The organism is Paraburkholderia diazotrophica, from assembly GCF_900108945.1.
GTDB classification, from domain to species: domain Bacteria; phylum Pseudomonadota; class Gammaproteobacteria; order Burkholderiales; family Burkholderiaceae; genus Paraburkholderia; species Paraburkholderia diazotrophica.
Window position 1 is genome coordinate 156,504 of sequence record NZ_FNYE01000014.1, and the last position, 22,574, is coordinate 179,077.

Below are 22,574 nucleotides of genomic sequence, written 5' to 3' on the forward strand. Positions count from 1 at the left end.
TTACGCCGCGCGATCAGCTGCGCAACGCGGACGCCACCTCTTCGACGACTTCCGCCCACGCGCCCGGCCGTGGTTGCCGCACGAGACGCGCCGACGGGTACCACGGGCTGCGCGCGTCGCCGGCAAACCAGCGCCAGTCGGCGGCGAAAGGCAGCATCAGCCACAGCGGCCGGTTCAGCGCGCCCGCCAGATGCGCGATCGACGTATCGACCGACACCACGCCGTCGAGCCGCTCGATGATCGCCGCAGTGTCCGCGAAGTCGTGAATGCGCGCATCGAAGCGATGGATGTTCTTCGCGCGCGGATGCACGTCGAGCGCGGCGCGCTCGTTGTCGCTGAGCGCGGGCTGCAGCACGATCCAGTCGATGCCGTCGAGCGTGAACAGCGGTTCGAGCGCTTCGAGCGGCAGTGAGCGGTTTTCCTGGCGCTGCGCGCGTCCCGACCACGCGAGCCCGATCTTGCGCTTCGCGTGTCCGCCGAGCGAACCGCGCCACGCGCGGCGCGACGCGGCGGGTGCATTCAGATAAGGCGCGCGTGCGGGAATCGCGTCGAAATCGGTGCCGAGCGCGAGCGGCAGGCTCAGCAACGGGCACTCCAAGTCGGCATGAGGACGTTTCGCGTCTTGCGCGATCAACGTGACGCGCCATTGCTGCGCGGTGGGCGCGAGCAGCGAGACGAGCTGCGGCTGCACTTCGAGCACGACATGCGCGGCACGCTGCGCGGCAATTTCGACGAAGCGCACGAATTGCAGCGTATCGCCGAAGCCCTGTTCCGCATGCACGAAGAGCGTGCGCCCGGCGATCGGCTCGCCGTTCCAGCGCGGCAGTGCGGCCGCGTTCGGCGACTGCGCCGCGTTCTCGAGACGCCATTCGTATTCGGGCAGGCCGCGCTTGAAGTCGCCGAGCGTGAGCAGCGTCACGCCGCGGTTCATATGCGCGACGGCGAGATCGGGCCGCAGACGCAACGCCTGATCGAACGCGCGAATCGCGGCTTCGTGCGCGCCGAGCGCATGATGCGCGGCGCCCAGGCTCAGCCACGCGAGCGCGAATGTGGGGTCGAGGCCGACCGCGCGCTCGAAACGCGGCAGCGCTTCTGCGTGACGGCCGAGCGCGGCCAGCGCGTTGCCGAGCCCGAACAGTGCGGGCGGCAGGTTCGGCTGGAGCGCGAGCGCGGCTTCGAGCGCGGCGACGGCTTCCTGATGCCGGCCTGTTGCGTCGAGCGTGTTGCCGAGATTGAACTGCGCAGCGACGAAGCGTGGCTCTGCGCTGAGCGCCGCGCGGAAATGCACGATCGCCTCGTCAGCCGAGCCGAGCGCATTGAGCGCCATGCCGAGATTGTTGTGCGCGCCCGCGTGGCCCGGCCGCAGTTCGAGCGCGCGCCGTAACGAGTCGACGGCTTCACGATGGCGTCCGAGCGCATGCAGCGCGTTGCCGAGATTGACGTGCGACGACGCGTCCGCCGGCTGCAGCCGCAAGGACTTCTGGAAGGCGTCGACGGCATCTTCGTGGCGGCCGGCGAGCGCATACGCATTGCCGAGGTTGTAGTGCGCGATCGCGAATGCGGGCGCGAGGGTCAGCGCGTTGCGAAAGCGTTCGATTGCCTTGTCGAGCTGGCCGAGCGCCTTCAGCGCATTGCCGAGGTTCAACTGCAGCGCAGCGTCCTGCGGGCGCAGATCGGCGGCACGGCGCACGAGGTCGGCCGCTTCTTCGTGCTGGCCTTGCTGATGGCGCAGCACGCCGAGCAGATGCAGCGCGTCGACGTGAGCAGGATCGAGTTCGAGCGTCGCGCGATAGCCGCGCTCTGCGTCGTCGAGCCGGCCGTCGCGATGCGCGCTATACGCGCGATCGAAAAGGGGTTGCATGACGGAGGCGGTAGGGTTATGCGGGAAAACGCGCATTTTCCCACACTCGGCTTGCACACCTCCGACTTGACGCGGCGAGTGTTGCTCAATAACATATGAACACGTGTTCATATGTATGTCCGAATCATGTCAGCCGTTGTCTCTTTCAATGCCGACGACCGCGTCGTCCAGATCGCTGATCTGTTCCGCCTGCTGGGCGACCCGACGCGCCTGCGCATCGTGCTTGCGTGCGTCGACGAGCGGCGTGCGGTCGGTGCGATCGCCGAGTCGTTGAAGCTGTCGCCTTCGCTGGTGAGCCATCATCTGCGGCTGTTGCGCGCGGCGCGCATCGTGCGCGCGGAGCGGCAGGGCAAGCAGGTGTTCTACGTGGCAGCCGACCGCCACATCAGCGGCATGCTGGCGGACATGCTCGAACACGTCGCCGAACCTCTCAACGATTCCGTCGGCGAACCGGCCGTCGATCTCGCGCAGGACCACACATGAAATACAACACCAACACAAACACCGACATCTCGGCGGCGAAGCATCAGCCGGAGTCCGGCGCGCATGTGCACACCGACGCATGCGGTCACGCGGGCGATGACCTCACGTCGCACGATCACGATCACGACCACGACCACGACCACGACCACGCGCACGCGCACGCGCACGCGCACGCGGATGGCGGCAACGCATCGCACGCGCATCATCACGGCCACGGCCATCATCACCATCACCACGCGCCTGTCGCGGGACATGGCCGCGCGTTTGCGCTCGCCGTCGCGCTGAATGTGTTCATCGTGGTCGTGCAAGCGGTCTATGGCGTGCTTGCCAACTCGACGGCGCTGCTCGCCGACGCCGGCCATAATCTCTCGGACGTGCTGGGCCTTTTGCTCGCGTGGGGCGCGACGTGGCTCGCGACGCGGCGACCGTCGGCGCGCTTCACGTTCGGCCTCGGCGGCTCGTCGATTCTCGCAAGCCTGCTCAACGCAGGCTTGCTGCTCTTTGCGTGCGGCGTGATCGTCGCGGAAGCGGTCGAGCGTCTGATTCATCCCGCGCCCGTCGCGGGTCTCGACGTGTTCATCGTCGCCGCCGTCGGCATGGTCGTGAACGGCTTCTCGGCGTGGCTCTTCATGCGCGGCCAGGAAGACGACCTGAACATCCGCGGCGCGTTTCTGCACATGGCAGCCGACGCCGCGGTGTCCGCCGCCGTCGCGATCAGCGGTCTCGCGATTCTCTTCACCGGCTGGAGCTGGCTCGACCCGGTGATGAGCATCGTCGTAGTTGCGGTGATCGTCTACGGCACGTGGGGCCTGCTGCGCGATTCCGTGAGCCTCGCGCTCGACGCCGTGCCACCCGGCGTCGACGTGCAGAAGATCCGCGACTATCTCGCCGCGCAGCCGGGCGTGATCGACGTGCACGACCTGCACGTGTGGGCGATCTCGACGACGGGCAACGCACTCTCCGCGCATCTCGTGATACCGGACGGGCATCCGGGGGACAACGTCATCGACGGCATCGTCTGCACGCTGCGCGACGAGTTCGACATGCATCATGCGACGTTGCAGGTCGACATCGGCACGACGCATCACCGCTGTTCGCTGGATCACACGCGCGGCACGCATTGAGCCGTCGCACCGCGTGTCTGTTTGATGCGGCGCGTCGTCGGCGATGGCTCAGCGATCGGAATGCGCGGCGTACACTAGCAGGCATGTCCGACAGCGGAGGTCTGCATGACGGGTGCTTCCTTCGACGTGCCGCCCGTGCTGATCGTCGGCGCGGGGCCGACGGGACTCGCGGCGGCCATGAGCCTTGCACGCGCGCGCGTGCCCGTGCGGCTCATCGACAAGGCGCTGCAACCCGATCCCCATTCGCGCGCGATCGGCATTCAGGCACGCACACTCGAACTGCTGGAACAGCATCGCCTCGTTGAACCGTTTCTCGATCTCGGCCATCGCGCGCGTGCCGCGAATCTCTATTCGAATGGGCAGCGTCTTGCGCGGCTCGATTTCGATCCGTTGCAAACGCGCTATCCGTATCTGCTGTTCCTCGATCAGTCGATCACGGAGCGCCTGTTGACGGAACACCTCGCGACGTTTGGCGTGCGCGTCGAACGCGGCGTTGAACTGACGATGTTCGCGCAGGGCTCGGCGGGCATCAACGCGACGTTGCGGCGCGCGGACGGCCACATCGAGACGCTTCATCCGTCGTACATGATCGCCGCCGACGGCGCGCACAGTGCGATCCGTCATCGGCTCGGCATGAGCTTCGCGGGCAAGACGTTCGAACAGACCTTTCTGCTCGCCGACGCGGAGGTCGACACCGGCTGGTCCGACGACGAGTTCCACATCTTCGCGTCGGGCGCGGGGCTTGCGGGACTGTTTCCGATGGGCAAGGGCCGGCACCGGTTGATCGCCGATCATCCCGCGATGCCATCGAATGCATCGGCGAGCGGCAACCCGGCGCCGCTCTCGTCGATCCCCGCGCCGACGCTCGACGAGTGCCGGCAGATCGCGAAGAGCCGCATTCATCATCCCCTCGCGCTGACCGCGCTGTCGTGGTCGAGCTACTTTCACCTGAATAGCCGGATGGTCGAGCAGTTGCGCTCGCAGCGCGTGTTTCTCGCCGGCGATTCAGCGCACGTGCACAGCCCGGCGGGCGCGCAAGGGATGAACACGGGCATCCAGGAAGCGTTCAACCTGGGCTGGAAACTTGCGCGCGTGCTGAAGGGCGACGCGCCCGATCGCCTGCTCGATACGTACCATCTCGAACGTCATCCCATCGAGCGCGACGTGCTGCGTCAGACGACCTTCGTCACGCATATGGCGGAAGCGGATCATGGTCCGATGAAGTTGCTGCGCGATCGCGTGATGCCCGTGCTGGCCGCGCTCGGACCATTGCGCGATGCCGCGCGGCTCACTGTCAGCGAGCTTTCGATTCAATACCGGCGCAGTCCGCTGACGCTCGAACGCGTGCTCGACGGCGGCCCGCGCGCAGGCGAGCGCGCGCCCGATGCGCTCGTGCATGTCGTCGATGGACCGCTGGGACGCGCGCCAGGCGTCGGCTGCATTTTCGATCTGCACGACCCCGCGTTCTTTTCGCTTTTTCTGCTCGTCGAGCCACCGGAAGATGCCTCATCGAACAACGGCAAGCTGCTCCCGCTGTCTCGCAAGCCCGTGCGTCCCGCTGATCTCGACCGTTTCGTCGCGGCCGTCGAAGACCTGCTGCCGGGCGCGGTGCGTATCTGGCGCGTGTCGGATGCGAACGGCGAGGGCGGCGGCCCGTCGCTCAGCGAATCGTTCGGGCGCACGCGGCCTTCGTTCTATCTGGTGCGGCCCGATGGCTACGTTTGCGCGCGCGGCCGCCCCGGCTCCGATCTGAACGGACTGCTGCGCCATTGCGAAGCGTGGTTCACGAAGAGCGCGCTGCCTGAGCCGCCGTCGCCGGCGCCGTGACGCGCCAATAAAAAAAGCGTTCGCATCGGACACGATGCGAACGCCAGGTGCTGTTGCTTCTGCGTGAATGAAAGCGTGCTACGCCGCCGCTGCCTCCTTCGGCGTCAGCTCCTCGCGATGGCGGACGAGCGCCTCGCGGACCATCTCATGCAACTCCAGCTCCAGGCCTTCGGGCTTCGAATGAAGCGTGGCCAGCAGCGCGCGACGCATCCGCGGTTCCCAGAAGCGGCGGATATGATCCGCGATGTTGTCGATCGCTTCTTCGCGATCCGGCATCGACTCGAAGAAATCGCCGATCCGGTTTGCCATGTCGACCAGGTTGTGTACGTCCATTGTGTTGCCTCACTTGCCTGACGTGATAGCCGCCAGCTCGCGGTTGCGCAGATGCTCGAGCTGTTCGTTGTTGAAGCGCGAGTAGTCCTTCTGCCATTGCGACGGCTGCTCGACGGGCAGAACCTGCACGGCCGTCACCTTGTACTCGGGGCAGTTGGTCGCCCAGTCGGAGCTTTCCGTCGTGATCACGTTCGCGCCCGATTCAGGGAAGTGGAACGTCGTATAGACGACGCCCGGCTGCATCCGGTCGGCCACTTTCGCGCGCAGCACGGTGTAGCCCGCGCGCGATTCGATGCCGACCCAGTCGCCGTCCCTGATGCCGCGGTCTTCGGCGTCTTGCGGATGGATCTCCAGGCGGTCCTCCTCGTGCCAGCGCGAGTTCTCCGTGCGGCGCGTCTGCGCACCGACGTTGTACTGCGACAGGATGCGGCCCGTCGTCAGAATCAGCGGGAACTTCTGCGTGACCTTTTCCGGCGACGCGACGTACCGCGTGATCACGAACTTGCCCTTGCCGCGCACGAACTCTTCGATGTGCATCGTCGGCGTGCCTTCCGGCGCCTGTTCGTTGCACGGCCACTGGATGCTGCCGAGCTTGTCGATCTTCTCGAACGACACGCCGTGGAAAGTCGGCGTGAGACGCGCGATCTCATCCATGATCTGCGAAGGATGCGTGTACTCCATCTCGTAGCCAAGTGCGCGCGAGAGCAGGATCGTCACTTCCCAGTCCGAGTAGCCGGCGAGCGGCGGCATCACCTTGCGCACGCGAGAGATGCGGCGCTCGGCGTTCGTGAATGTGCCGTCCTTTTCGAGGAACGTCGAGCCCGGCAGCAGCACGTGTGCATACTTCGCGGTCTCGTTCAGGAAGATGTCCTGCACGACGATGCACTCCATCGACTCCAGCGCCGCGCCCACATGCTGCGTGTTCGGATCGGACTGGACGATGTCTTCGCCCTGGCAATACAGGCCCTTGAACGTGCCGTGAATCGCGGCGTCGAACATGTTCGGAATGCGCAGGCCCGGTTCCGGCTGCAGCGTCACGCCCCATTCGCCTTCGAACAGCGAGCGGGTGATCGTATCGCTGATATGGCGATAGCCCGGCAGCTCGTGCGGGAACGAGCCCATGTCGCACGAGCCCTGCACGTTGTTCTGGCCGCGCAGCGGATTCACGCCGACGCCTTCGCGGCCGATGTTGCCCGTCGCCATCGCGAGGTTCGCGATGCCCATCACCGTCGTCGAGCCTTGCGCGTGCTCCGTCACGCCCAGGCCGTAGTAGATCGCCGCGTTGCCGCCCGTCGCATAGAGGCGCGCGGCTTCGCGCACGTCCTGTGCCGGCACGCCCGTCACGCTTTCCATCATCTCCGGCGAGTTTTCCGGCAGCGCGACGAAATCGCGCCATTGCTGGAATGCGCGCGTCTCACAGCGCTCGGCGATGAACTTCTCGTTCAGCAGCCCTTCCGTGACGATCACGTGAGCAAGCGCCGTGACGATCGCGACGTTCGTGCCCGGACGCAATTGCAGATGATGCGAGGCCTTCACGTGCGCGGTATCGACGATATCGATGCGGCGCGGGTCGATGACGATCAGCTTCGCGCCCTGACGCACGCGGCGCTTCAGACGCGAGCCGAACACCGGATGGCCGTCGGTCGGATTCGCGCCGATCACGATGATGACGTCGGACTTGTCGACGGACGCGAAGGTCTGCGTGCCCGCCGATTCACCGAGCGTTGTCTTCAGGCCGTAGCCCGTCGGCGAGTGGCACACACGCGCGCAGGTGTCGACGTTGTTGTTGCCGAATGCGGCGCGCACGAGCTTCTGCACCAGATACGTTTCTTCGTTCGTGCAGCGCGACGACGTGATGCCGCCAATCGAATCGCGGCCATACTTCTGCTGGATGCGGCGGAACTCCGACGCTGCGTAGCTCAGCGCTTCTTCCCAGCTGACTTCGCGCCACGGATCGGTGATCTTCGCGCGGATCATCGGCTTCTTGATGCGGTCCTTGTGCGTCGCGTAGCCCCATGCGAAGCGTCCCTTCACGCACGCGTGGCCTTCGTTCGCCTGGCCGTTCTTGTGCGGCACCATCCGCACGACCTGGTTGCCCTTCATCTCGGCCTTGAACGAGCAGCCGACGCCGCAGTACGCGCACGTCGTCACGACGGAGTGCTCGGCCTGGCCCATCATCACGATGCTCTTTTCGGAGAGCGTCGCCGTCGGGCATGCCGCGACGCACGCGCCGCACGACACGCACTCGGATTCCATGAACGGCTGGCTCTCGCTCGCGGCGACGCGCGATTCGAAGCCGCGTCCGCTGATGGTCAGCGCGAACGTGCCTTGCGTCTCTTCACATGCGCGCACGCAGCGGTTGCAGACGATGCACTTCGACGGATCGTAGGTGAAGTACGGATTCGACTCGTCCTTCTCGTCCTTCAGGTGATTCGCGCCGTCGAAGCCGTAGCGCACTTCGCGCAGTCCCGTCACGCCTGCCATGTCCTGCAGCTCGCAATTGCCGTTGGCGGGGCAGGTGAGGCAGTCGAGCGGGTGATCGGAGATGTACAGCTCCATCACGTTGCGGCGCAGGTCTTGCAGACGGTCGGTCTGCGTGCGCACCCTCATGCCCGCTTCGACGGGCGTCGTGCACGATGCGGGATAGCCGCGCCGTCCTTCGATTTCGACGAGGCACAGACGGCATGAGCCGAACGGTTCGAGCGAATCGGTCGCGCACAGCTTCGGGATGTTGACGCCCGCTTCGGCAGCGGCGCGCATCACCGACGTGCCAGCGGGCACCGTGATCGATTCGCCGTCGATTTCGAGCGTCACGTCGACGTCGGAGTGGCGCAGCGGCGTGCCGTAGTCGGTATCGTCGAACGGGCCGCGCTCGTTGCGCAGCGCGCCTGCCTTGCAGGCACAGTTGCCGGAGCCGCAGCCGCCGGACTTGAAAGTGATCGGATCAGACATGTTGGGCTCCCTGTTACGCCGCCTGTTTCGGCGTCGCGGTTCCGAGACCGAAGTCTTCGGGGAAATGGTCGAGGGCGGAGACAACCGGGAACGGCGTCATGCCGCCCATCGCGCACAGCGAACCGGACACCATCGTGTCGCACAGATCGCGCAGCAGTTGCACCTGCTTCGTCGACGTGTCGCCGTTGCGGATGCGCTGGATCACTTCGACGCCGCGAGTCGAGCCGATCCGGCACGGCGTGCACTTGCCGCACGATTCGAGCGCGCAGAAGTGCATCGCGTATTGCGCGAGCTCGGCGAGATTCGACGTGTCGTCGTGAATCACGAGACCGCCGTGACCGACGACGGCGCCGACCTTCGCGTATTCCTCGTAGTCGAGCGGGATGTCCCACTGGCTTTCGGGCAGATACGTGCCGAGCGGGCCGCCGACCTGCACCGCGCGCGCCGGACGGCCGCTCGCCGTGCCGCCGCCGTAGTCGAACATCAGCTCGCGCAGCGTGCAGCCGAACGCGAGCTCGACGAGACCGCCGCGCTTCACGTTGCCCGCGATCTGGAACGGCAGCGTGCCGCGCGAGCGGCCCATGCCGAAGTCCTTGTAGTACGCGGCGCCCTTCGCGAAGATGATGGGCACGGTCGCGAGCGTGATCACGTTGTTGATGACGGTCGGTTTGCCGAACAGGCCTTCGATGGCGGGCAGCGGCGGCTTCGCGCGCACGATGCCGCGCTTGCCTTCGAGCGATTCGAGCAGCGCCGTTTCCTCGCCGCACACATAGGCGCCCGCGCCCTTCGCGACGAACAGCTCGAAGCGATGCGCCGAGCCGAGCACGCTGTCGCCGAGCCAGCCGGCCGCGCGCGCCTTGACGATGGCTTCTTCGAGCGCCGCGATCGAATGCGGATACTCGCTGCGCACATAGATATGGCCCACCGTCGCGCCCGTCACGATGCCCGCGATGATCATCCCTTCGATCAGCACGAACGGATCGCTTTCCATCACGAGACGATCGGAGAAGGTCCCTGAGTCGCCTTCGTCCGCGTTGCAGACGATGTACTTCTGGTCCGCTTTCGCGGCGCGCACCGTGCGCCACTTGATGCCCGCCGGGAACGCCGCGCCGCCGCGGCCGCGCAGGCCCGATTCGACGAGCGCTTCGACGGCTGCGTCGCCGTTCATCGCGAGCGCGTTGTACAGGCCGACGATGCCGCCGTTCGCGATGTAGTCGTCAGTCGAAAGCGGATCGGTGATGCCGATGCGCGCGAACGTCAGGCGCTGCTGCTTCTTCAGATAAGGAATCTCTTCGACGAGGCCGACATGCTTCGCGTGCGCCTTGCCGTTGACAAAGCCGGCGTCGAACAGCGACTTCACATCGTCGGCTTCGACATTGGCGTAACCGACGCGGCCTTCCGGCGTCGCCACTTCGATGAGCGGCTCGAGATACAGCAAGCCGCGCGTGCCGTTGCGCACGAGTTCGATTTCGATGCCGCGTGCTTGCGCTTCATCGGCGATGGCCTGGGCGACGGCGTCCGCGCCGAGCGCGAGTGCCGACGAGTCGCGGGGAACGTAGATGCGCGTCATACCGTTTCCTCCACGCGTTTCATTGCGGCTGCGAGCAGCGCGTCGAACTTCTGCGGCGTCACTTTCGCGTGCAGCTCGCCGTTGATCATCATCGCCGGAGACAGCGCGCATTGACCGAGGCAGTAGACCGATTCGAGGCCGACGGCGCCATCGCACGCGTGATCGTGTGCGTCGTGCTTGTGCGCATCGAAGCGGCAGCCCGTGCGCGCTTCGATATGCTGTGCGAGCGCTTCCGTGCCCATGCTGCGGCACGCTTCCGCGCGGCACAGCTGCACCGTGACGGGCGCCGCAGGCGACTGGCGGAAGTGGTGGTAGTAGGTAATCACGCCGTGGACTTCCGCACGCGAGAGGTTCATCGTCCGCGCGAGCGGCGCGACGGTCGCGGGCGGCACGAAGCCGACGTCATCCTGAATGGCATGTAGTACAGCAACCAGCGACATGCCGGGTTGTGCATGACGTCGCACGAGGTCATCTGGTGCTATGGCGGTCGAACGATCCACAGTGGGGCTCCTCCAAAGGCTATATATGCACTTGTTATTCATAAGTCGTGCATCTATGCTTTGCTTGTTTGATATATCAATGCGAACGATAGGCGGGTGTACCGGCTTTCGCAATAGGAACTACGACTGCATATATGATTCGAATCGAATGCCAGGCGCAGCTGATTGTGCGGGACAGCAACGGCGGAACGTCCAGCCTGACTGACGCTGTACCGTTGCTCGCGCTCGTCGACCAGACAGGGAGCATTGCGCAGGCCGCTGCGCTTAAGGGTTTGTCCTACCGTCATGCGTGGGGTTTGCTGCGCGCGATCGAGACGCAGCTGGGCGGCGCGCTGATCGAAAAGGAACGCGGGCGCGGCTCTGCGCTGTCGGAATTGGGGCAGGCCGTGTTGCGCGCGCAACGACTTTGCGGCGAGCGGCTGGACGGCAACATGCAGGCGCTGGCGAGCGAAGTCGCAAGCGATCTGAACCGTTGGCTCGCGCCGCCTGCTGACGATGTGCGCATCCATGCATCGCATGGTTACGCGGTGGCCGCGCTCGTGACGGCGCTCGTCGCCGACGACGTGCCGCTCGACATCAAGTATCGCGACAGCGCCGAAGCAATCACCGCGCTCGCGCGCGGCGAGTGCGACCTGGCGGGCTTTCACCTGCCGCGCGGCGAGTTTCGTGCTGTGTGCGCGGACAAGTATCGCCAGTGGCTCGATCCGCAACGTCACGTGCTCGTGCATCTGACGCGGCGCAAGCAGGGGCTCTTTCTCGCGAAGGGCAATCCGAAACGCATCGAAGGATTGACGGACCTTGCGCGCGACGACATTCGCTTTGTCAACCGGCAGCACGGTTCGGGCACGCGCATGCTGATCGACCTGGCGCTGCGTCGCGTGGGCGTCGATCCGGACCGGATCAACGGCTATGCATCGACGGAGCTGACGCATTCGGCGATCGCGGCGTTCGTCGCGAGCGGAATGGCGGATGTCGGGTTCGGCGTCGAGCCGGCCGCGCATCACTTTGGGCTCGACTTCATTCCGATCGTCGACGAGGACTATTACTTTGCGTGCGATCGCGCGCGCCTCGAACGCGAGCCGCTGGCAACCGTCATGACGGTGCTGGGCGGCGACACGTTCCGGCAGAGCGTCGCGCATCTGGAAGGCTACGATCCCATCGATTGCGGCAGGCTGCTCGAACTGGACGAAGGTCTCGCGGGATAGGGTGGCGTGTGGCACACCGCTTTCGGCGCGCGGGTAAGCGACGGTAATAGCGCGCAAAGCCATAGAGGCTGCGTCGCCGCGCGCTTTGCGCTAATCTCTACGCTTTCGTTACTCCGCCTCATTTACGTGGCGCTTGTGCCGCGCCCAATCGACATGAAATTTCTAGTTTCCGCTTGTGCAGCCGCGCTCACTGCCGGCACGTTGTTTGCCACGATGTCTGTTGCGTTCGCGCAGAATTCGCCCGGCGTGCCGGGCGGCATCCTTAACGACGAGTTCCGTCTGAACGAGCATCCGCAGATGCCGTTCGGCGCTTCGGCTCCATCGAAGAAGTTCCAGAGCGACAAGCCTTCGAAAATGCGCAAGCGCGGCGACAACGGCGATCCGAACGGCTGCAACCTCAAGTGCCCCGAGGATCAATAACTATTCGGGGTTTCGGCTGCGGCCGTTTTGTCGCGCTTGCGTGCTGATGGAAAGGTTGTGCGATTACGGCTTCGCTGTGTGCCACATGTCCTTGAAGCCCTCGCCGTTCATGTCGCCGGGCTTTTCGTCCTTGGCGAAGCGGTAGAGCGGTTTTCCTTTGTACGCCCATTGCTTCTTGCCATCCCCCCCGTCGATCACGGTCCAGTCGCCCGAGGGCTTGTCGGCCGAGTCGGCGGCGGCGGCAGGCCAATACGTCGTGCAGCCGCCCGTGCAGGCGCTTTTTCCGGGTGTCGTGTCCTTGTCGAAGGTATAGAGCGTTCTGCCTTGTTCATCGACGAGACGTCCGTCCATGGTTTTCGGCGGCGCCGCGAAGGCAGTCTGCTGAACAGCGAGAGCGGCGATGAGAAGGAGAGTCTTGCGCATGATGCGGCTCCTGTTCTGACGTTGTATATGGAGTTTATGCAATCGATCGGCATGCGTACGCTGTAATTGCGTGCGCATGGATTAAACGGTTTGCGAGCCGCAATATTCCATGCGTTGTGGGACGGCAACGATTATTGTTTGTTTGTCTCGCCGTTGTCATCTGAGCAGATGAAGCATAGCCCCGCGCGTCAGATCGGCAGCCGATCAGGTTCGAATCAGCGTCGCGCCGCAAGTGGTGATGTCGCCGAGGTAGGCCACACGCAGACCGTCGTGCCGACGTCTGCCGCTGGCGATGATCGGATATTTGCCGCCGCAGCGAGGGCACGCGACCAGATGGCCATCAAGTGCCACGCGGACGCCTTCGTCCGTCAAATCCAACGCTGCCTCGACGATCTTTCCGCCGTGACTGGTGGTGTCGCCGAGGCGTGCCATTGAGCGCTCGTCTATGTCTCTCATGTCTGTTTCTGTCAGTTGAGGTGGTTAGTTCTACTGTGCGAATATTGCGGACCGTCGGAACCGATCGGTGATTCGGGATTTCACGCCATGGCGCGTGAAGCTGGCTATCAGAAAAGGTTGAAAAAGGGGCGCGGCGTTTGGCTTGCATCGAGACGCCTGCCGCGCACAGGCGACCCGCAACAAAAAACCCGCGTAGCCAAGGCTATCGCGGGTCTCGGGGCAGCGCAGACGCTGCCGGGAAAAATATGTGGTGGAGGCGGCGGGAATCGAACCCGCGTCCAGAAGTCCTCCACGACCAGTTCTACATGTTTAGTTCTGTCTTTTGATTTAACCGCAGCGACGCGGACGAACACGCTGCGCTACGGCGATTCACTAGATTTTCGACCTTGGCGTCGTGACGCCACCAAGGCTTAACTGACGTATATGACCTCTGGCGGTATTGCTACCGGTCTTGCGACTCTGACCCGTCAGTGAGCCAGGCAGAGGACGGCGGCCTTAGGCTGCCAGTGCGAACGTATCGTCGTTTGCAGTTACGTTTTTCCCATTGATTAACGAGGTGACGGGTCCTCGACATGCCCTAGCCGCTTCGCAACCCCTGTCGAAACCAGGTCGCCCCCACAGAAGGAATGAGCCACATATGTGGCTCAAATGTCATTTTACAACACCGGCTCCCGCGAGTCACGGCGAACGTTCGCGTGTTGCCGATCCGGCGTCGACATCCGCCAGCGGCTCAGCTGATGTAGCGCAGCAGTTCCAGCAATTCGGCAGGCGAATTCACCACGTGCCTTGCGTGCCACTGAGTCGGCGGAATGTCGTTGCCGCAATAGCCGTATGCGGCGGCCACCGTCACCATGCCGGCGGCAAAGCCCGCCTGCACGTCGCGCAGGTCGTCACCGACATACACGACCCGCTCGGCCGGCAAGTCCAGTTCCTTCGCGGCGTGCAGCAGCGGCGCGGGGTGCGGCTTCGAGTGCGGCGTGGTGTCGCCGCTGACGACGCATCCCGCGCGCGTATCGAGCCCCAGCTGGGCGACGAGCGGTTCCGTCAGCCGCGCGACCTTGTTTGTCACGATGCCCCAGCGCACGCCACGCGCATCGAGTTCGTCGAGTATGTCGCCGATGCCGGGAAAGAGCGTGGTCTCGATGCACAGGTCGGCTTCGTAGTTCGCGAGGAACTCTTCGCGCATCGACGAGTAGTCGTGATGCTCGGGCCCGATGCCAAACGCGCCGCCGAGGAGCCCGCGTGCGCCGGCAGACGCGAGCGGCCTCAGCTGCTCGAGCGGCACCATCTCGAGGCCGCGCTCGTGACGCATCTTGTTGACGGCGGCAGCGAGGTCGGGCGCGGTGTCCGCGAGCGTGCCGTCGAGATCGAACAGGATGCCTTGGCAGAGGCTGATCGACGCGTCTTCGTCTTCTCGTTGTGGCAGGGGCGTGGGATCGCTCATTGATATAGGCGCGAGGCGTGAAAAGGCGGGTGGCTCAGGCGTCGCGACGGCACGCGAGCATGTAGTTGACGTCGGTATCGCTCGATAGCCCGAAGTGGCGGGTGAGCGGGTTGTACGTGATGCCCTTGATGTCCGCCGTTCGCAGCCCCGCGACGCGCGCGAAGCCCGCGAGCTCCGACGGACGGATGAAGCGGGCGTAGTCATGCGTGCCCTTCGGCAGCATGCGCGCGACGTACTCCGCACCGATCACTGCCAGAAGATACGACTTGACGTTACGGTTGAGCGTCGAAAAGAATACCCAGCCGCCCGGTTTGACCAGCGTCTTGCACGCCTCGACGACCTTCGACGGATCGGGCACGTGCTCGAGCATTTCCATGCACGTCACGACGTCGAACGAGGCCGGTTCGCGGGCCGCAAGCGCCTCGGCGGCGATTTCCTCGTAATTTACCGTTACGCCGCTTTCAAGGCTGTGAAGATCCGCGACGCCCAGCGCTTCGTTAGAAAGGTCGATTCCCTTCACGTCAGCGCCCAAAGTGGCCATCGATTCGGACAGAATGCCGCCGCCGCAGCCAATATCGAGCACACGCTTGCCTGCCAGATGCGCATGCGAGTCGATCCAGTTGAGCCGTACCGGATTCAGTTCGTGCAGAGGTTTGAATTCGGCGTTCGGGTCCCACCAGCGATGCGCTAGATCGCTGAATTTCTGCAGTTCGTGGGGATCGGCGTTGGTCATGACGGATGCGGCCTCGAAGGCTGAAAAGCAGGGTGGATCGGAGAAACCCCGAGTATATAGGGCCGCGAACAGGGCGGCAAAAGCGGCTGGCATGGGCACGGCTTCGCGTTGCCGTTGCACCTCTGTCCATGTAGATGCCTGGCCAGGTGCTCGTTGGCGCTCGCGCCAGACGTCGTAAGCAGGGCATAAAAAAAGCCCCGCTGGAGCGGGGCTTTGACACTGCGGTAATTTGTAGCTTACTGCTTCGAAGTGCCGACAACTTCGACTTCCACGCGACGATCCGGCGCGAGGCAGGTGATGAGTTGCTTGCGGTTCTTCTGGTTGCAGCCCGTCGTGACCGGGTTGCGCTTGCCCTTGCCTTCCGTGTAGATGCGGTTGGCTTCGATGCCCTTGCTGACCAGGTATGCCTTGACAGCTTGTGCACGACGCAGCGACAGACGGTCGTTGTACTTGTCCGAACCGATGCGGTCGGTGTAGCCCGTGGCCACGACGACTTCCAGGTTCAGGGAGCCGATCTTCGATGCCAGGTCGTCCAGCTTTTCCTTGCCGGCCGGCTTCAGGATTGCCTTATCGAAGTCGAACAGGGCGTCAGCCTGATACGTGATCTTCTGGCTGGTGATAGCGGGAGCTGCCGGCGGCGGAGCCGGCGGGGTCGGTGCTTGTGCGACCAGTGCGCCATCGCACTTTGCGTTAGCCGTTGCCGGCGTCCAGAACGCATCGCGCCAGCAAAGCTCGTTCGTGCCGTTCATCCACACGTATTCGCCGGTGCCGTTCACCCAGTTGTCATTCGTGGCTTGTCGCGACGCCGGCACCGACTGTGCCGAAGCGGATGCAGCCATAACTGCGGTAGCTGCAATGAACGCGAGCTTTGAAAGTTTATTCATATTTCTCCTCTCGAAATTGAGATTACCGCAGGTTTACTGCGAGCCTGTTGACGAAGACCAGTCATACATTGCTCGAAGTATAACATCGGTGCGGAACAAAAGACGCTGTGTGTAGACTTCGAGCAGTGTCTAACTTTGTGCGTTCGCATTTTGCCATATCGTTCCCTTCCGACGATAAAAAAATCCTCCCCCTACAGATACGCCCGGTCGAATGTGGTGCATGCGCAACAAAAGGTGCCATGTTCGCCAGGAGCCCGCCGGAGGCGGTTCCGCGCGGGTTGCCGGACAGCATTTTCCGGGCCCGGCTGTGACACTGGCGAGGCGCTTCCAGGTGCCGTTTTCGTGTGTCCCACTAATAGGTATACGCACGTCGCCGGGAGCGGTTGCGCCGCATGTTAGAATCGCGTGATGCGCTGCGCTCGCAGACGCATAGGGGTAGGCCCAAGCGGTGAGGCGAAAAACGCGTGTCCCTCATCGTCTTCGCGCGTAAACGATACGGACAATGGATCAATTCGCCAAAGAGACTCTACCAATCTCCCTAGAGGAGGAAATGCGCCGCTCGTATATCGAGTACGCGATGAGCGTGATCGTAGGGCGCGCGCTTCCCGATGTCCGCGATGGTCTGAAGCCGGTTCACCGGCGCGTGCTCTACGCGATGCACGAGTTGAACAACGACTGGAACCGGGCGTACAAGAAATCGGCGCGTATCGTCGGCGACGTGATCGGTAAATACCATCCGCACGGCGACTCGGCTGTATACGACACGATCGTGCGCATGGCGCAGGATTTTTCGCTGCGCTATATGCTCGTCGATGGACAAGGCAATTTCGGGTCAGTCGACGGCGACAACGCCGCGGCGATGCGTTACACCGAAATCCGCATGGCGAAGATCGGCCACGAGCTGCTCGCCGACATCGACAAGGAAACGGTCGACTTCCAGCCAAACTACGACGGCAGCGAGAACGAGCCGTCCATTCTGCCCTCGCGCATTCCCAATCTGCTGATCAACGGCTCGTCGGGCATTGCAGTGGGCATGGCGACGAACATTCCGCCGCACAATCTGAGCGAAATCGTCGACGCCTGCCATCACCTTCTGAAGAATCCGGAATCGACGATCGACGAACTGATCGAGATCGTGCCGGCCCCGGACTTCCCGACGGCGGGCATCATCTACGGCGTCGCCGGCGTGCGCGACGGCTATCGCACAGGCCGTGGCCGAGTGGTGATGCGCGCCGCGACGCACTTCGAAGAGATCGACCGCGGTCAGCGCATGGCGATCATCGTCGACGAGCTGCCGTATCAGGTGAACAAGCGCTCGCTGCTCGAGCGGATCGCCGAGCTGGTGAACGAGAAAAAGCTCGAAGGCATTTCGGACATTCGCGACGAATCTGACAAGAGCGGTATGCGCGTCGTGATCGAGCTGAAGCGCGGCGAAGTGCCTGAGGTCATTCTCAACAATCTTTATAAGGCAACGCAGCTCCAGGACACGTTCGGCATGAACATGGTCGCGCTGGTCGACGGCCAGCCGAAGCTGCTGAACCTGAAGGAAATGCTCACGCATTTCCTGTCGCATCGTCGCGAAGTGCTGACGCGGCGCACCGTGTACGAGTTGCGCAAGGCGCGCGAGCGCGGTCACGTGCTCGAAGGTCTCGCCGTCGCGCTTGCCAACATCGACGAGTTCATTGCGATCATCAAGGCCGCGCCCACACCGCCGATCGCGAAGCAGGAACTGATGGACCGCACGTGGGATTCGACGATCGTGCGGGACATGCTGCAGCGCGCGGAATCCGACGCGGCGTCATCCGGCGGCCGCGCGGCGTATCGTCCGGAGGGGCTGAACCCTGCGTACGGCATGCAGGCCGACGGTCTCTACCGACTGTCGGACACGCAGGCTCAGGAAATCCTTCAGATGCGCCTGCAACGCCTGACGGGTCTCGAGCAGGACAAGATCATCGGCGAGTACCGTGACGTGATGGCGCAGATCGCCGACCTGCTGGATATTCTGGCGCGCCCGGAGCGCATAACTGCCATCATCTTCGACGAACTCACGTCGATCAAGAGCGAATTCGGCGATGAGCGCCGCTCGAAGATCGAAATGAACGCGACGGAGCTGAACACCGAAGACCTGATCACGCCGCAGGACATGGTCGTGACGATGTCGCACGCCGGTTATGTGAAATCGCAGCCGTTGTCCGAATATCGCGCCCAGAAGCGCGGAGGTCGCGGCAAACAGGCGACGCAGATGAAGGACGACGACTGGATCGACACGCTCTTCATCGCGAACACGCACGATCACATCCTGTGCTTCTCGAACCGCGGCCGCGTCTACTGGTTGAAGGTCTATGAAGTGCCGCAGGGCTCGCGCAACTCGCGCGGCCGTCCGATCGTCAACATGTTCCCGCTGCAGGAAGGCGAGAAGATCACGGTGGTTTTGCCCGTCAAGGAATTTTCGGCGGACAAGTTCGTTTTCATGGCGACGGCGCTCGGCACCGTCAAGAAGACGCCGCTCGAACAGTTTAGCCGTCCGCTGAAGAAGGGCATCATCGCGGTCGGTCTGGATGACGGCGATTACCTGATCGGCGCTGCGATCACCGACGGCGAACACGACGTGATGCTGTTCTCGGATTCGGGCAAGGCAGTCCGGTTCGACGAAAACGACGTTCGTCCGATGGGCCGCGAAGCGCGCGGCGTGCGCGGCATGCAGCTCGAAGACGGCCAGCAGGTGATCGCACTGCTCGTCGCCGGCGACGAGCAGCAATCGGTGCTGACGGCAACGGAAAACGGCTACGGCAAGCGCACGCCGATCACGGAGTACACGCGCCACGGCCGCGGCACAAAGGGCATGATCGCGATCCAGACGTCCGAGCGCAACGGCAAGGTGGTCGCCGCGACGCTGGCCGATCCGGAATCGCAGATCATGCTGATCACCAACACGGGCGTGCTGATCCGTACGCGTGTGTCGGAAATTCGAGAAATGGGCCGGGCAACGCAAGGTGTTACACTCATCAGCCTTGATGAAGGCACCAAGCTTTCCGGTCTGCAACAGATTGCCGAAGCGGAAGCCGACGTGGACGGCGACGCCGACATTTCCGCCGACGAAGCGGGCGACACCAACGGCGAAGCGTCCTGATCCGCACGAAGCTTCTCAAGTCATGCGTATGATCGCGCGGGCCTCATGGGCGTATCGGGTCGATGCGCCGCCTGCGCGGCAAACCAGTTAGGTTAATTTCTCTTAGGGAGTAGTGATGCAAAAACGATTCAAGCAGTTGATGGTTGTGGCCGCTTTCGTGCCGACCCTGGCGATGGCGCAAGCGCTGCAAAACCAGCAGCCGGCTCCGGCTGCCCCGGCTGCCGCTGCCCCGGTCGACCCCGCGAAACAAGCCGCCATCAAGGATCTGCTGGATGCGATCGACGCGCAGAAGCTGGTCGGCGCGATCGGCAACAGCGCGCAGATGCAGGCCAAGCAACTGGTGCCGGCGATCCTGTCGGACGCGCTGTCGGAAAACAAGACGATGACGGACAAGCAAAAGCAGGCTTCCGTCCCGGCGCTGCAGAAGAATGCCGTGCCGAAGCTGGTTGACTCGGCTGGCCAGGTCTTCGCAACGGACGCGTTCAAGCAGGACGCGATGCAGGCTCAGTATGACGCCTACGCGAAGTACTACAGCGTGCAGGAAATCAAGGACCTGACGACGTTCTACAAGAGCCCGACGGGCCGCAAGTTCATCCAGGTTCAGGACCAGGTTGGCCGCGACGTGGTAAATGGTCTGATGCAGAAGTACATGCCGCAATCGATCAAGGCGACGCGCGACCAGGCCGACAAGGAAGTCGCTTCCGTCAAGCCGGCGAAGTAAGCAGGTCGACAAGGCTGAACGGCGTTCGAAGCGCGTAACACAGGCGACGGTCGAAGGAATTGGTTGAATCCCTTTGAATCGCCGCGGTTTGGCGGGTTTTGAGCGTCAATGCGATAATGGCTGTTTGCGCTTGCGCGCAGACGGCCATTTTCTTTCAGGCGCGGTTTCCGGTTCTTTTCTACGCCGCGCGCCTGCCTTCCGGGATTCTCACGATGCGCGTGTTCAATTTCTCCGCCGGTCCGGCGGCCATGCCCGAAGAAGTGCTGCGCCAGGCAGCCGACGAAATGCTCGATTGGCGCGGCAGCGGCATGAGTGTGATGGAAATGAGCCATCGCGGCAAAGAGTTCATGACGATCCACGAAGAGGCGTTGACCGATCTGCGCGATCTGCTGCAGGTGCCGTCCAGCCATCAGATCCTCTTCCTGCAAGGTGGCGGGCTCGGCGAAAACGCAATCGTGCCGATGAACCTGATGGGCCGCAAGGCACGCGCCGACTTCATCGTGACGGGCTCGTGGTCGCAGAAGTCGTTCAAGGAAGCGCAGAAATACGGCACGGCGAATCTGGCCGCCAGTGGCGAAACGCCCGAAGGCTTTACGCGCGTGCCGCCGCGCGCCGAGTGGAAGCTGTCCGACGATCCCGCGTACGTGCACCTCTGTACGAACGAGACGATTCACGGCGTCGAGACTTTCGAGATTCCCGATCTCGGCGACATCCCGCTCGTCGCGGACGCGTCGTCGCACATCCTGTCGCGCCCGATGGACATCGCCAAATACGGTGTGCTGTTCGGCGGGGCGCAGAAGAACATCGGCATGGCGGGCGTGACCGTCGTGATCGTGCGCGAGGACCTGCTGGACCGTTCGATGACTATCTGTCCGTCGGCGTTCGAATGGAAGACGGTCGCGCTGAACAATTCGATGTACAACACGCCGCCCACATACGCGATCTACGTCGCGGGGCTCGTGTTCAAGTGGTTGAAGAAGCAGGGTGGTCTGAAGGCGATCGAGGCACGCAACGTCGAGAAGGCGAAGCTGCTGTACGACACCATCGATTCGAGCCGCTTCTATCTGAACAAGGTCGAGCGCAACGCGCGGTCGCGGATGAACGTACCGTTCTTCCTCGCCGACGAGTCGCGCAACGAAGATTTCCTGGCCGGCGCGAAAGCGCGCGGGCTGGTGCAGCTGAAGGGCCACAAGTCCGTCGGCGGCATGCGGGCGTCGATTTACAACGCGGTGCCGCTCGAAGGCGTCAAAGCGCTTGTCGAGTACATGAGGGAATTCGAACAGCGCAGCGCGTGATCCTTCGGGACACCGCGCGCGCATCCTTTCCGAACTGGCCCATACAGGACCCGAAGCGGCCCTTTAGAAGCATGGACGACGAACTCAATTCCCAACTCAAACCGCTGCGCGACCGGATCGACGCGATCGACGCGCAGCTCATCGCGTTGCTGAATCAACGCGCCGCCGTCGCGCTCGAAGTCGGCGAGGTGAAGAAGCATTTCAACGCGCCCGTGTTTCGTCCGGAGCGCGAGCAGCAGGTGATCGCGCGTCTGCAGGACATGAGTCAGGGCCCGCTTGCCGGCGAGCACATCGATGCGATCTGGCGCGAAATCATGGCCGCAAGCCGCGCGCTGGAAAGGAACCTCACGGCCGCATACCTCGGGCCGGCGGGTACCTACAGCGAACAGGCGATGCACGAATATTTCGGCCAGTCGATCGAAGGGCTGCCGTGTTCGTCGATCGACGAAGTGTTCCGCTCGGTCGAAGCGGGCGGCGCGGAATTCGGCGTCGTGCCCATCGAGAATTCGACGGAAGGCGCAGTGTCGCGCACGCTTGATCTGCTGCTGCAAACGCAGTTGCTGATCGGCGGCGAACTCGCGTTGCCGATCCACCACAATCTGCTGACGCTCGACGGCGCGCTGACGGGCGTGACCCGCGTATGCGCGCACGCGCAGGCGTTGGCGCAGTGTCAGCGCTGGCTGTCCACGCACGCGCCGCATGTCGAGCGCCAGGCGGTGTCGAGCAATGCCGAAGCCGCGCGCATGGCGGCGGAAGACCCAACTATCGCGGCCATCGCCGGCGACCGCGCGGCGACCCAGTACGGTCTGCAAGTCACATATGCGCTGATCCAGGACGACCCGCACAACCGCACCCGCTTCGTGATGATCGGCAAGGAGCCGACGGGCGCAAGCGGCTACGACAAGACGTCGCTGATCGTGTCGGTTGCGAACGAACCCGGCGCGGTGTTCAAGCTGCTGGAGCCGCTCGCGCGGCACGGCGTGTCGATGACGCGCTTCGAGTCGCGTCCGGCGCGCGTCGGCACGTGGGAGTACTACTTCTACATCGACGTCGAAGGCCATCGCGACGATGCGCCCGTTGCGGCCGCGCTTGCCGAACTGGGCCAGAAAGCGGCCTTTCTGAAGATTCTCGGCTCGTATCCGCGCGCCCGCTGATGCGCCGCGTTCGATTCCGATCCAAACCAACACACCTGGACAGAGCTACCCGGAGAGCC

Annotated in this window: 19 protein-coding genes and 1 other RNA gene; 9 read left to right on the forward strand and 11 right to left on the reverse strand. The window is 63.7% G+C overall.

Translation table 11 applies throughout. From position 1 onward, the window contains the following. Nucleotides 1–13 precede the first annotated feature (13 nt). Entirely contained in the window at nt 14–1,861 is a 1,848-nt protein-coding gene (locus BMW76_RS19395; RefSeq protein ID WP_090867911.1) for a tetratricopeptide repeat protein, read from the reverse strand. 126 nt (nt 1,862–1,987) lie between these two features. On the opposite strand from BMW76_RS19395, the gene BMW76_RS19400 reads away from it, so the two are divergent. From BMW76_RS19400 to BMW76_RS19410, 3 genes are all read left to right on the forward strand, one after another. Beyond that, entirely contained in the window at nt 1,988–2,344 is a 357-nt protein-coding gene (locus tag BMW76_RS19400) for an ArsR/SmtB family transcription factor (protein ID WP_087738087.1), read from the forward strand. Beyond that, entirely contained in the window at nt 2,341–3,468 is a 1,128-nt protein-coding gene (locus BMW76_RS19405) for a cation diffusion facilitator family transporter (protein ID WP_090867913.1), read from the forward strand. Before BMW76_RS19400 ends, BMW76_RS19405 begins: the two co-directional genes overlap by 4 nt. 105 nt (nt 3,469–3,573) lie before the next feature. Next, nucleotides 3,574–5,295: an FAD-dependent monooxygenase gene (locus BMW76_RS19410; RefSeq protein WP_090867915.1), complete on the forward strand. Its 1,722-nt coding sequence runs from the start codon at nt 3,574–3,576 to the stop codon at nt 5,293–5,295. 78 nt (nt 5,296–5,373) lie between these two features. On the opposite strand, the gene BMW76_RS19415 is transcribed toward BMW76_RS19410, so the two are convergent. From BMW76_RS19415 to BMW76_RS19430, 4 genes are read right to left on the reverse strand one after another with little or no spacing between them, the layout of a single operon-like run. Then, complete coding sequence (locus BMW76_RS19415; RefSeq protein ID WP_090867917.1) at nt 5,374–5,628, reverse strand: formate dehydrogenase subunit delta; 255 nt, start codon at nt 5,626–5,628, stop codon at nt 5,374–5,376. 9 nt (nt 5,629–5,637) lie between these two features. Beyond that, nucleotides 5,638–8,580: a formate dehydrogenase subunit alpha gene (fdhF, locus tag BMW76_RS19420; protein WP_090867919.1), complete on the reverse strand. Its 2,943-nt coding sequence runs from the start codon at nt 8,578–8,580 to the stop codon at nt 5,638–5,640. A gap of 13 nt (nt 8,581–8,593) precedes the next feature. Further along, a complete protein-coding gene (locus BMW76_RS19425) occupies nt 8,594–10,150 on the reverse strand; it encodes a formate dehydrogenase beta subunit (RefSeq protein ID WP_090867921.1) in 1,557 nt (518 codons plus the stop codon). Beyond that, a complete protein-coding gene (locus BMW76_RS19430; protein ID WP_152760786.1) occupies nt 10,147–10,692 on the reverse strand; it encodes an NAD(P)H-dependent oxidoreductase subunit E in 546 nt (181 codons plus the stop codon). Before BMW76_RS19430 ends, BMW76_RS19425 begins: the two co-directional genes overlap by 4 nt. Nucleotides 10,693–10,784: 92 nt before the next feature. Between BMW76_RS19430 and BMW76_RS19435 the strand changes: the two genes are divergently transcribed. Continuing rightward, nucleotides 10,785–11,855: a substrate-binding domain-containing protein gene (locus BMW76_RS19435; RefSeq protein WP_090867924.1), complete on the forward strand. Its 1,071-nt coding sequence runs from the start codon at nt 10,785–10,787 to the stop codon at nt 11,853–11,855. 153 nt (nt 11,856–12,008) lie between these two features. After that, nucleotides 12,009–12,275 (forward strand): hypothetical protein, encoded by a 267-nt coding sequence (locus BMW76_RS19440; protein ID WP_090867926.1) that lies wholly within the window; start codon nt 12,009–12,011, stop codon nt 12,273–12,275. A 63-nt stretch (nt 12,276–12,338) separates the two neighbouring features. Here BMW76_RS19440 and BMW76_RS19445 read toward each other — a convergent pair whose 3' ends face one another. The 6 genes from BMW76_RS19445 to ompA all read right to left on the reverse strand — a co-directional run bounded on the left by BMW76_RS19445 (nt 12,339) and on the right by ompA (nt 16,215). Next, nucleotides 12,339–12,698 carry a COG4315 family predicted lipoprotein gene (locus tag BMW76_RS19445; protein ID WP_090867928.1) on the reverse strand — a complete coding sequence of 120 codons (360 nt, stop codon included), beginning with the start codon at nt 12,696–12,698 and terminating at the stop codon, nt 12,339–12,341. A 204-nt stretch (nt 12,699–12,902) separates the two neighbouring features. Continuing rightward, nucleotides 12,903–13,130 (reverse strand): PAAR domain-containing protein, encoded by a 228-nt coding sequence (locus tag BMW76_RS19450; RefSeq protein ID WP_321574485.1) that lies wholly within the window; start codon nt 13,128–13,130, stop codon nt 12,903–12,905. Between the two features lie 272 nt (nt 13,131–13,402). Next, nucleotides 13,403–13,771: a transfer-messenger RNA gene (gene ssrA, locus BMW76_RS19455) on the reverse strand. A 113-nt stretch (nt 13,772–13,884) separates the two neighbouring features. Next, nucleotides 13,885–14,598 carry an HAD family hydrolase gene (locus tag BMW76_RS19460; RefSeq protein ID WP_090867932.1) on the reverse strand — a complete coding sequence of 238 codons (714 nt, stop codon included), beginning with the start codon at nt 14,596–14,598 and terminating at the stop codon, nt 13,885–13,887. A 34-nt stretch (nt 14,599–14,632) separates the two neighbouring features. Next, on the reverse strand, nt 14,633–15,331 hold the full coding sequence (ubiG, locus tag BMW76_RS19465; protein ID WP_090867934.1) for a bifunctional 2-polyprenyl-6-hydroxyphenol methylase/3-demethylubiquinol 3-O-methyltransferase UbiG: 699 nt from the start codon (nt 15,329–15,331) through the stop codon (nt 14,633–14,635). Nucleotides 15,332–15,567: 236 nt separating this feature from the next. Continuing rightward, nucleotides 15,568–16,215 carry an outer membrane protein OmpA gene (ompA, locus tag BMW76_RS19470; RefSeq protein WP_090867936.1) on the reverse strand — a complete coding sequence of 216 codons (648 nt, stop codon included), beginning with the start codon at nt 16,213–16,215 and terminating at the stop codon, nt 15,568–15,570. A 502-nt stretch (nt 16,216–16,717) separates the two neighbouring features. On the opposite strand from ompA, the gene gyrA reads away from it, so the two are divergent. The 4 genes from gyrA to pheA all read left to right on the forward strand — a co-directional run bounded on the left by gyrA (nt 16,718) and on the right by pheA (nt 22,515). Further along, nucleotides 16,718–19,345 (forward strand): DNA gyrase subunit A, encoded by a 2,628-nt coding sequence (gene gyrA, locus BMW76_RS19475; protein WP_090867938.1) that lies wholly within the window; start codon nt 16,718–16,720, stop codon nt 19,343–19,345. 115 nt (nt 19,346–19,460) lie between these two features. Beyond that, complete coding sequence (locus tag BMW76_RS19480) at nt 19,461–20,066, forward strand: DUF2059 domain-containing protein (protein ID WP_090867940.1); 606 nt, start codon at nt 19,461–19,463, stop codon at nt 20,064–20,066. A gap of 212 nt (nt 20,067–20,278) precedes the next feature. After that, complete coding sequence (serC, locus tag BMW76_RS19485) at nt 20,279–21,361, forward strand: 3-phosphoserine/phosphohydroxythreonine transaminase (protein WP_090868018.1); 1,083 nt, start codon at nt 20,279–20,281, stop codon at nt 21,359–21,361. Nucleotides 21,362–21,432: 71 nt separating this feature from the next. Next, nucleotides 21,433–22,515, forward strand: coding sequence for a prephenate dehydratase (pheA, locus tag BMW76_RS19490; protein ID WP_090867941.1), 1,083 nt, complete (start codon nt 21,433–21,435; stop codon nt 22,513–22,515). The last annotated feature ends 59 nt before the right edge of the window (nt 22,516–22,574 follow it).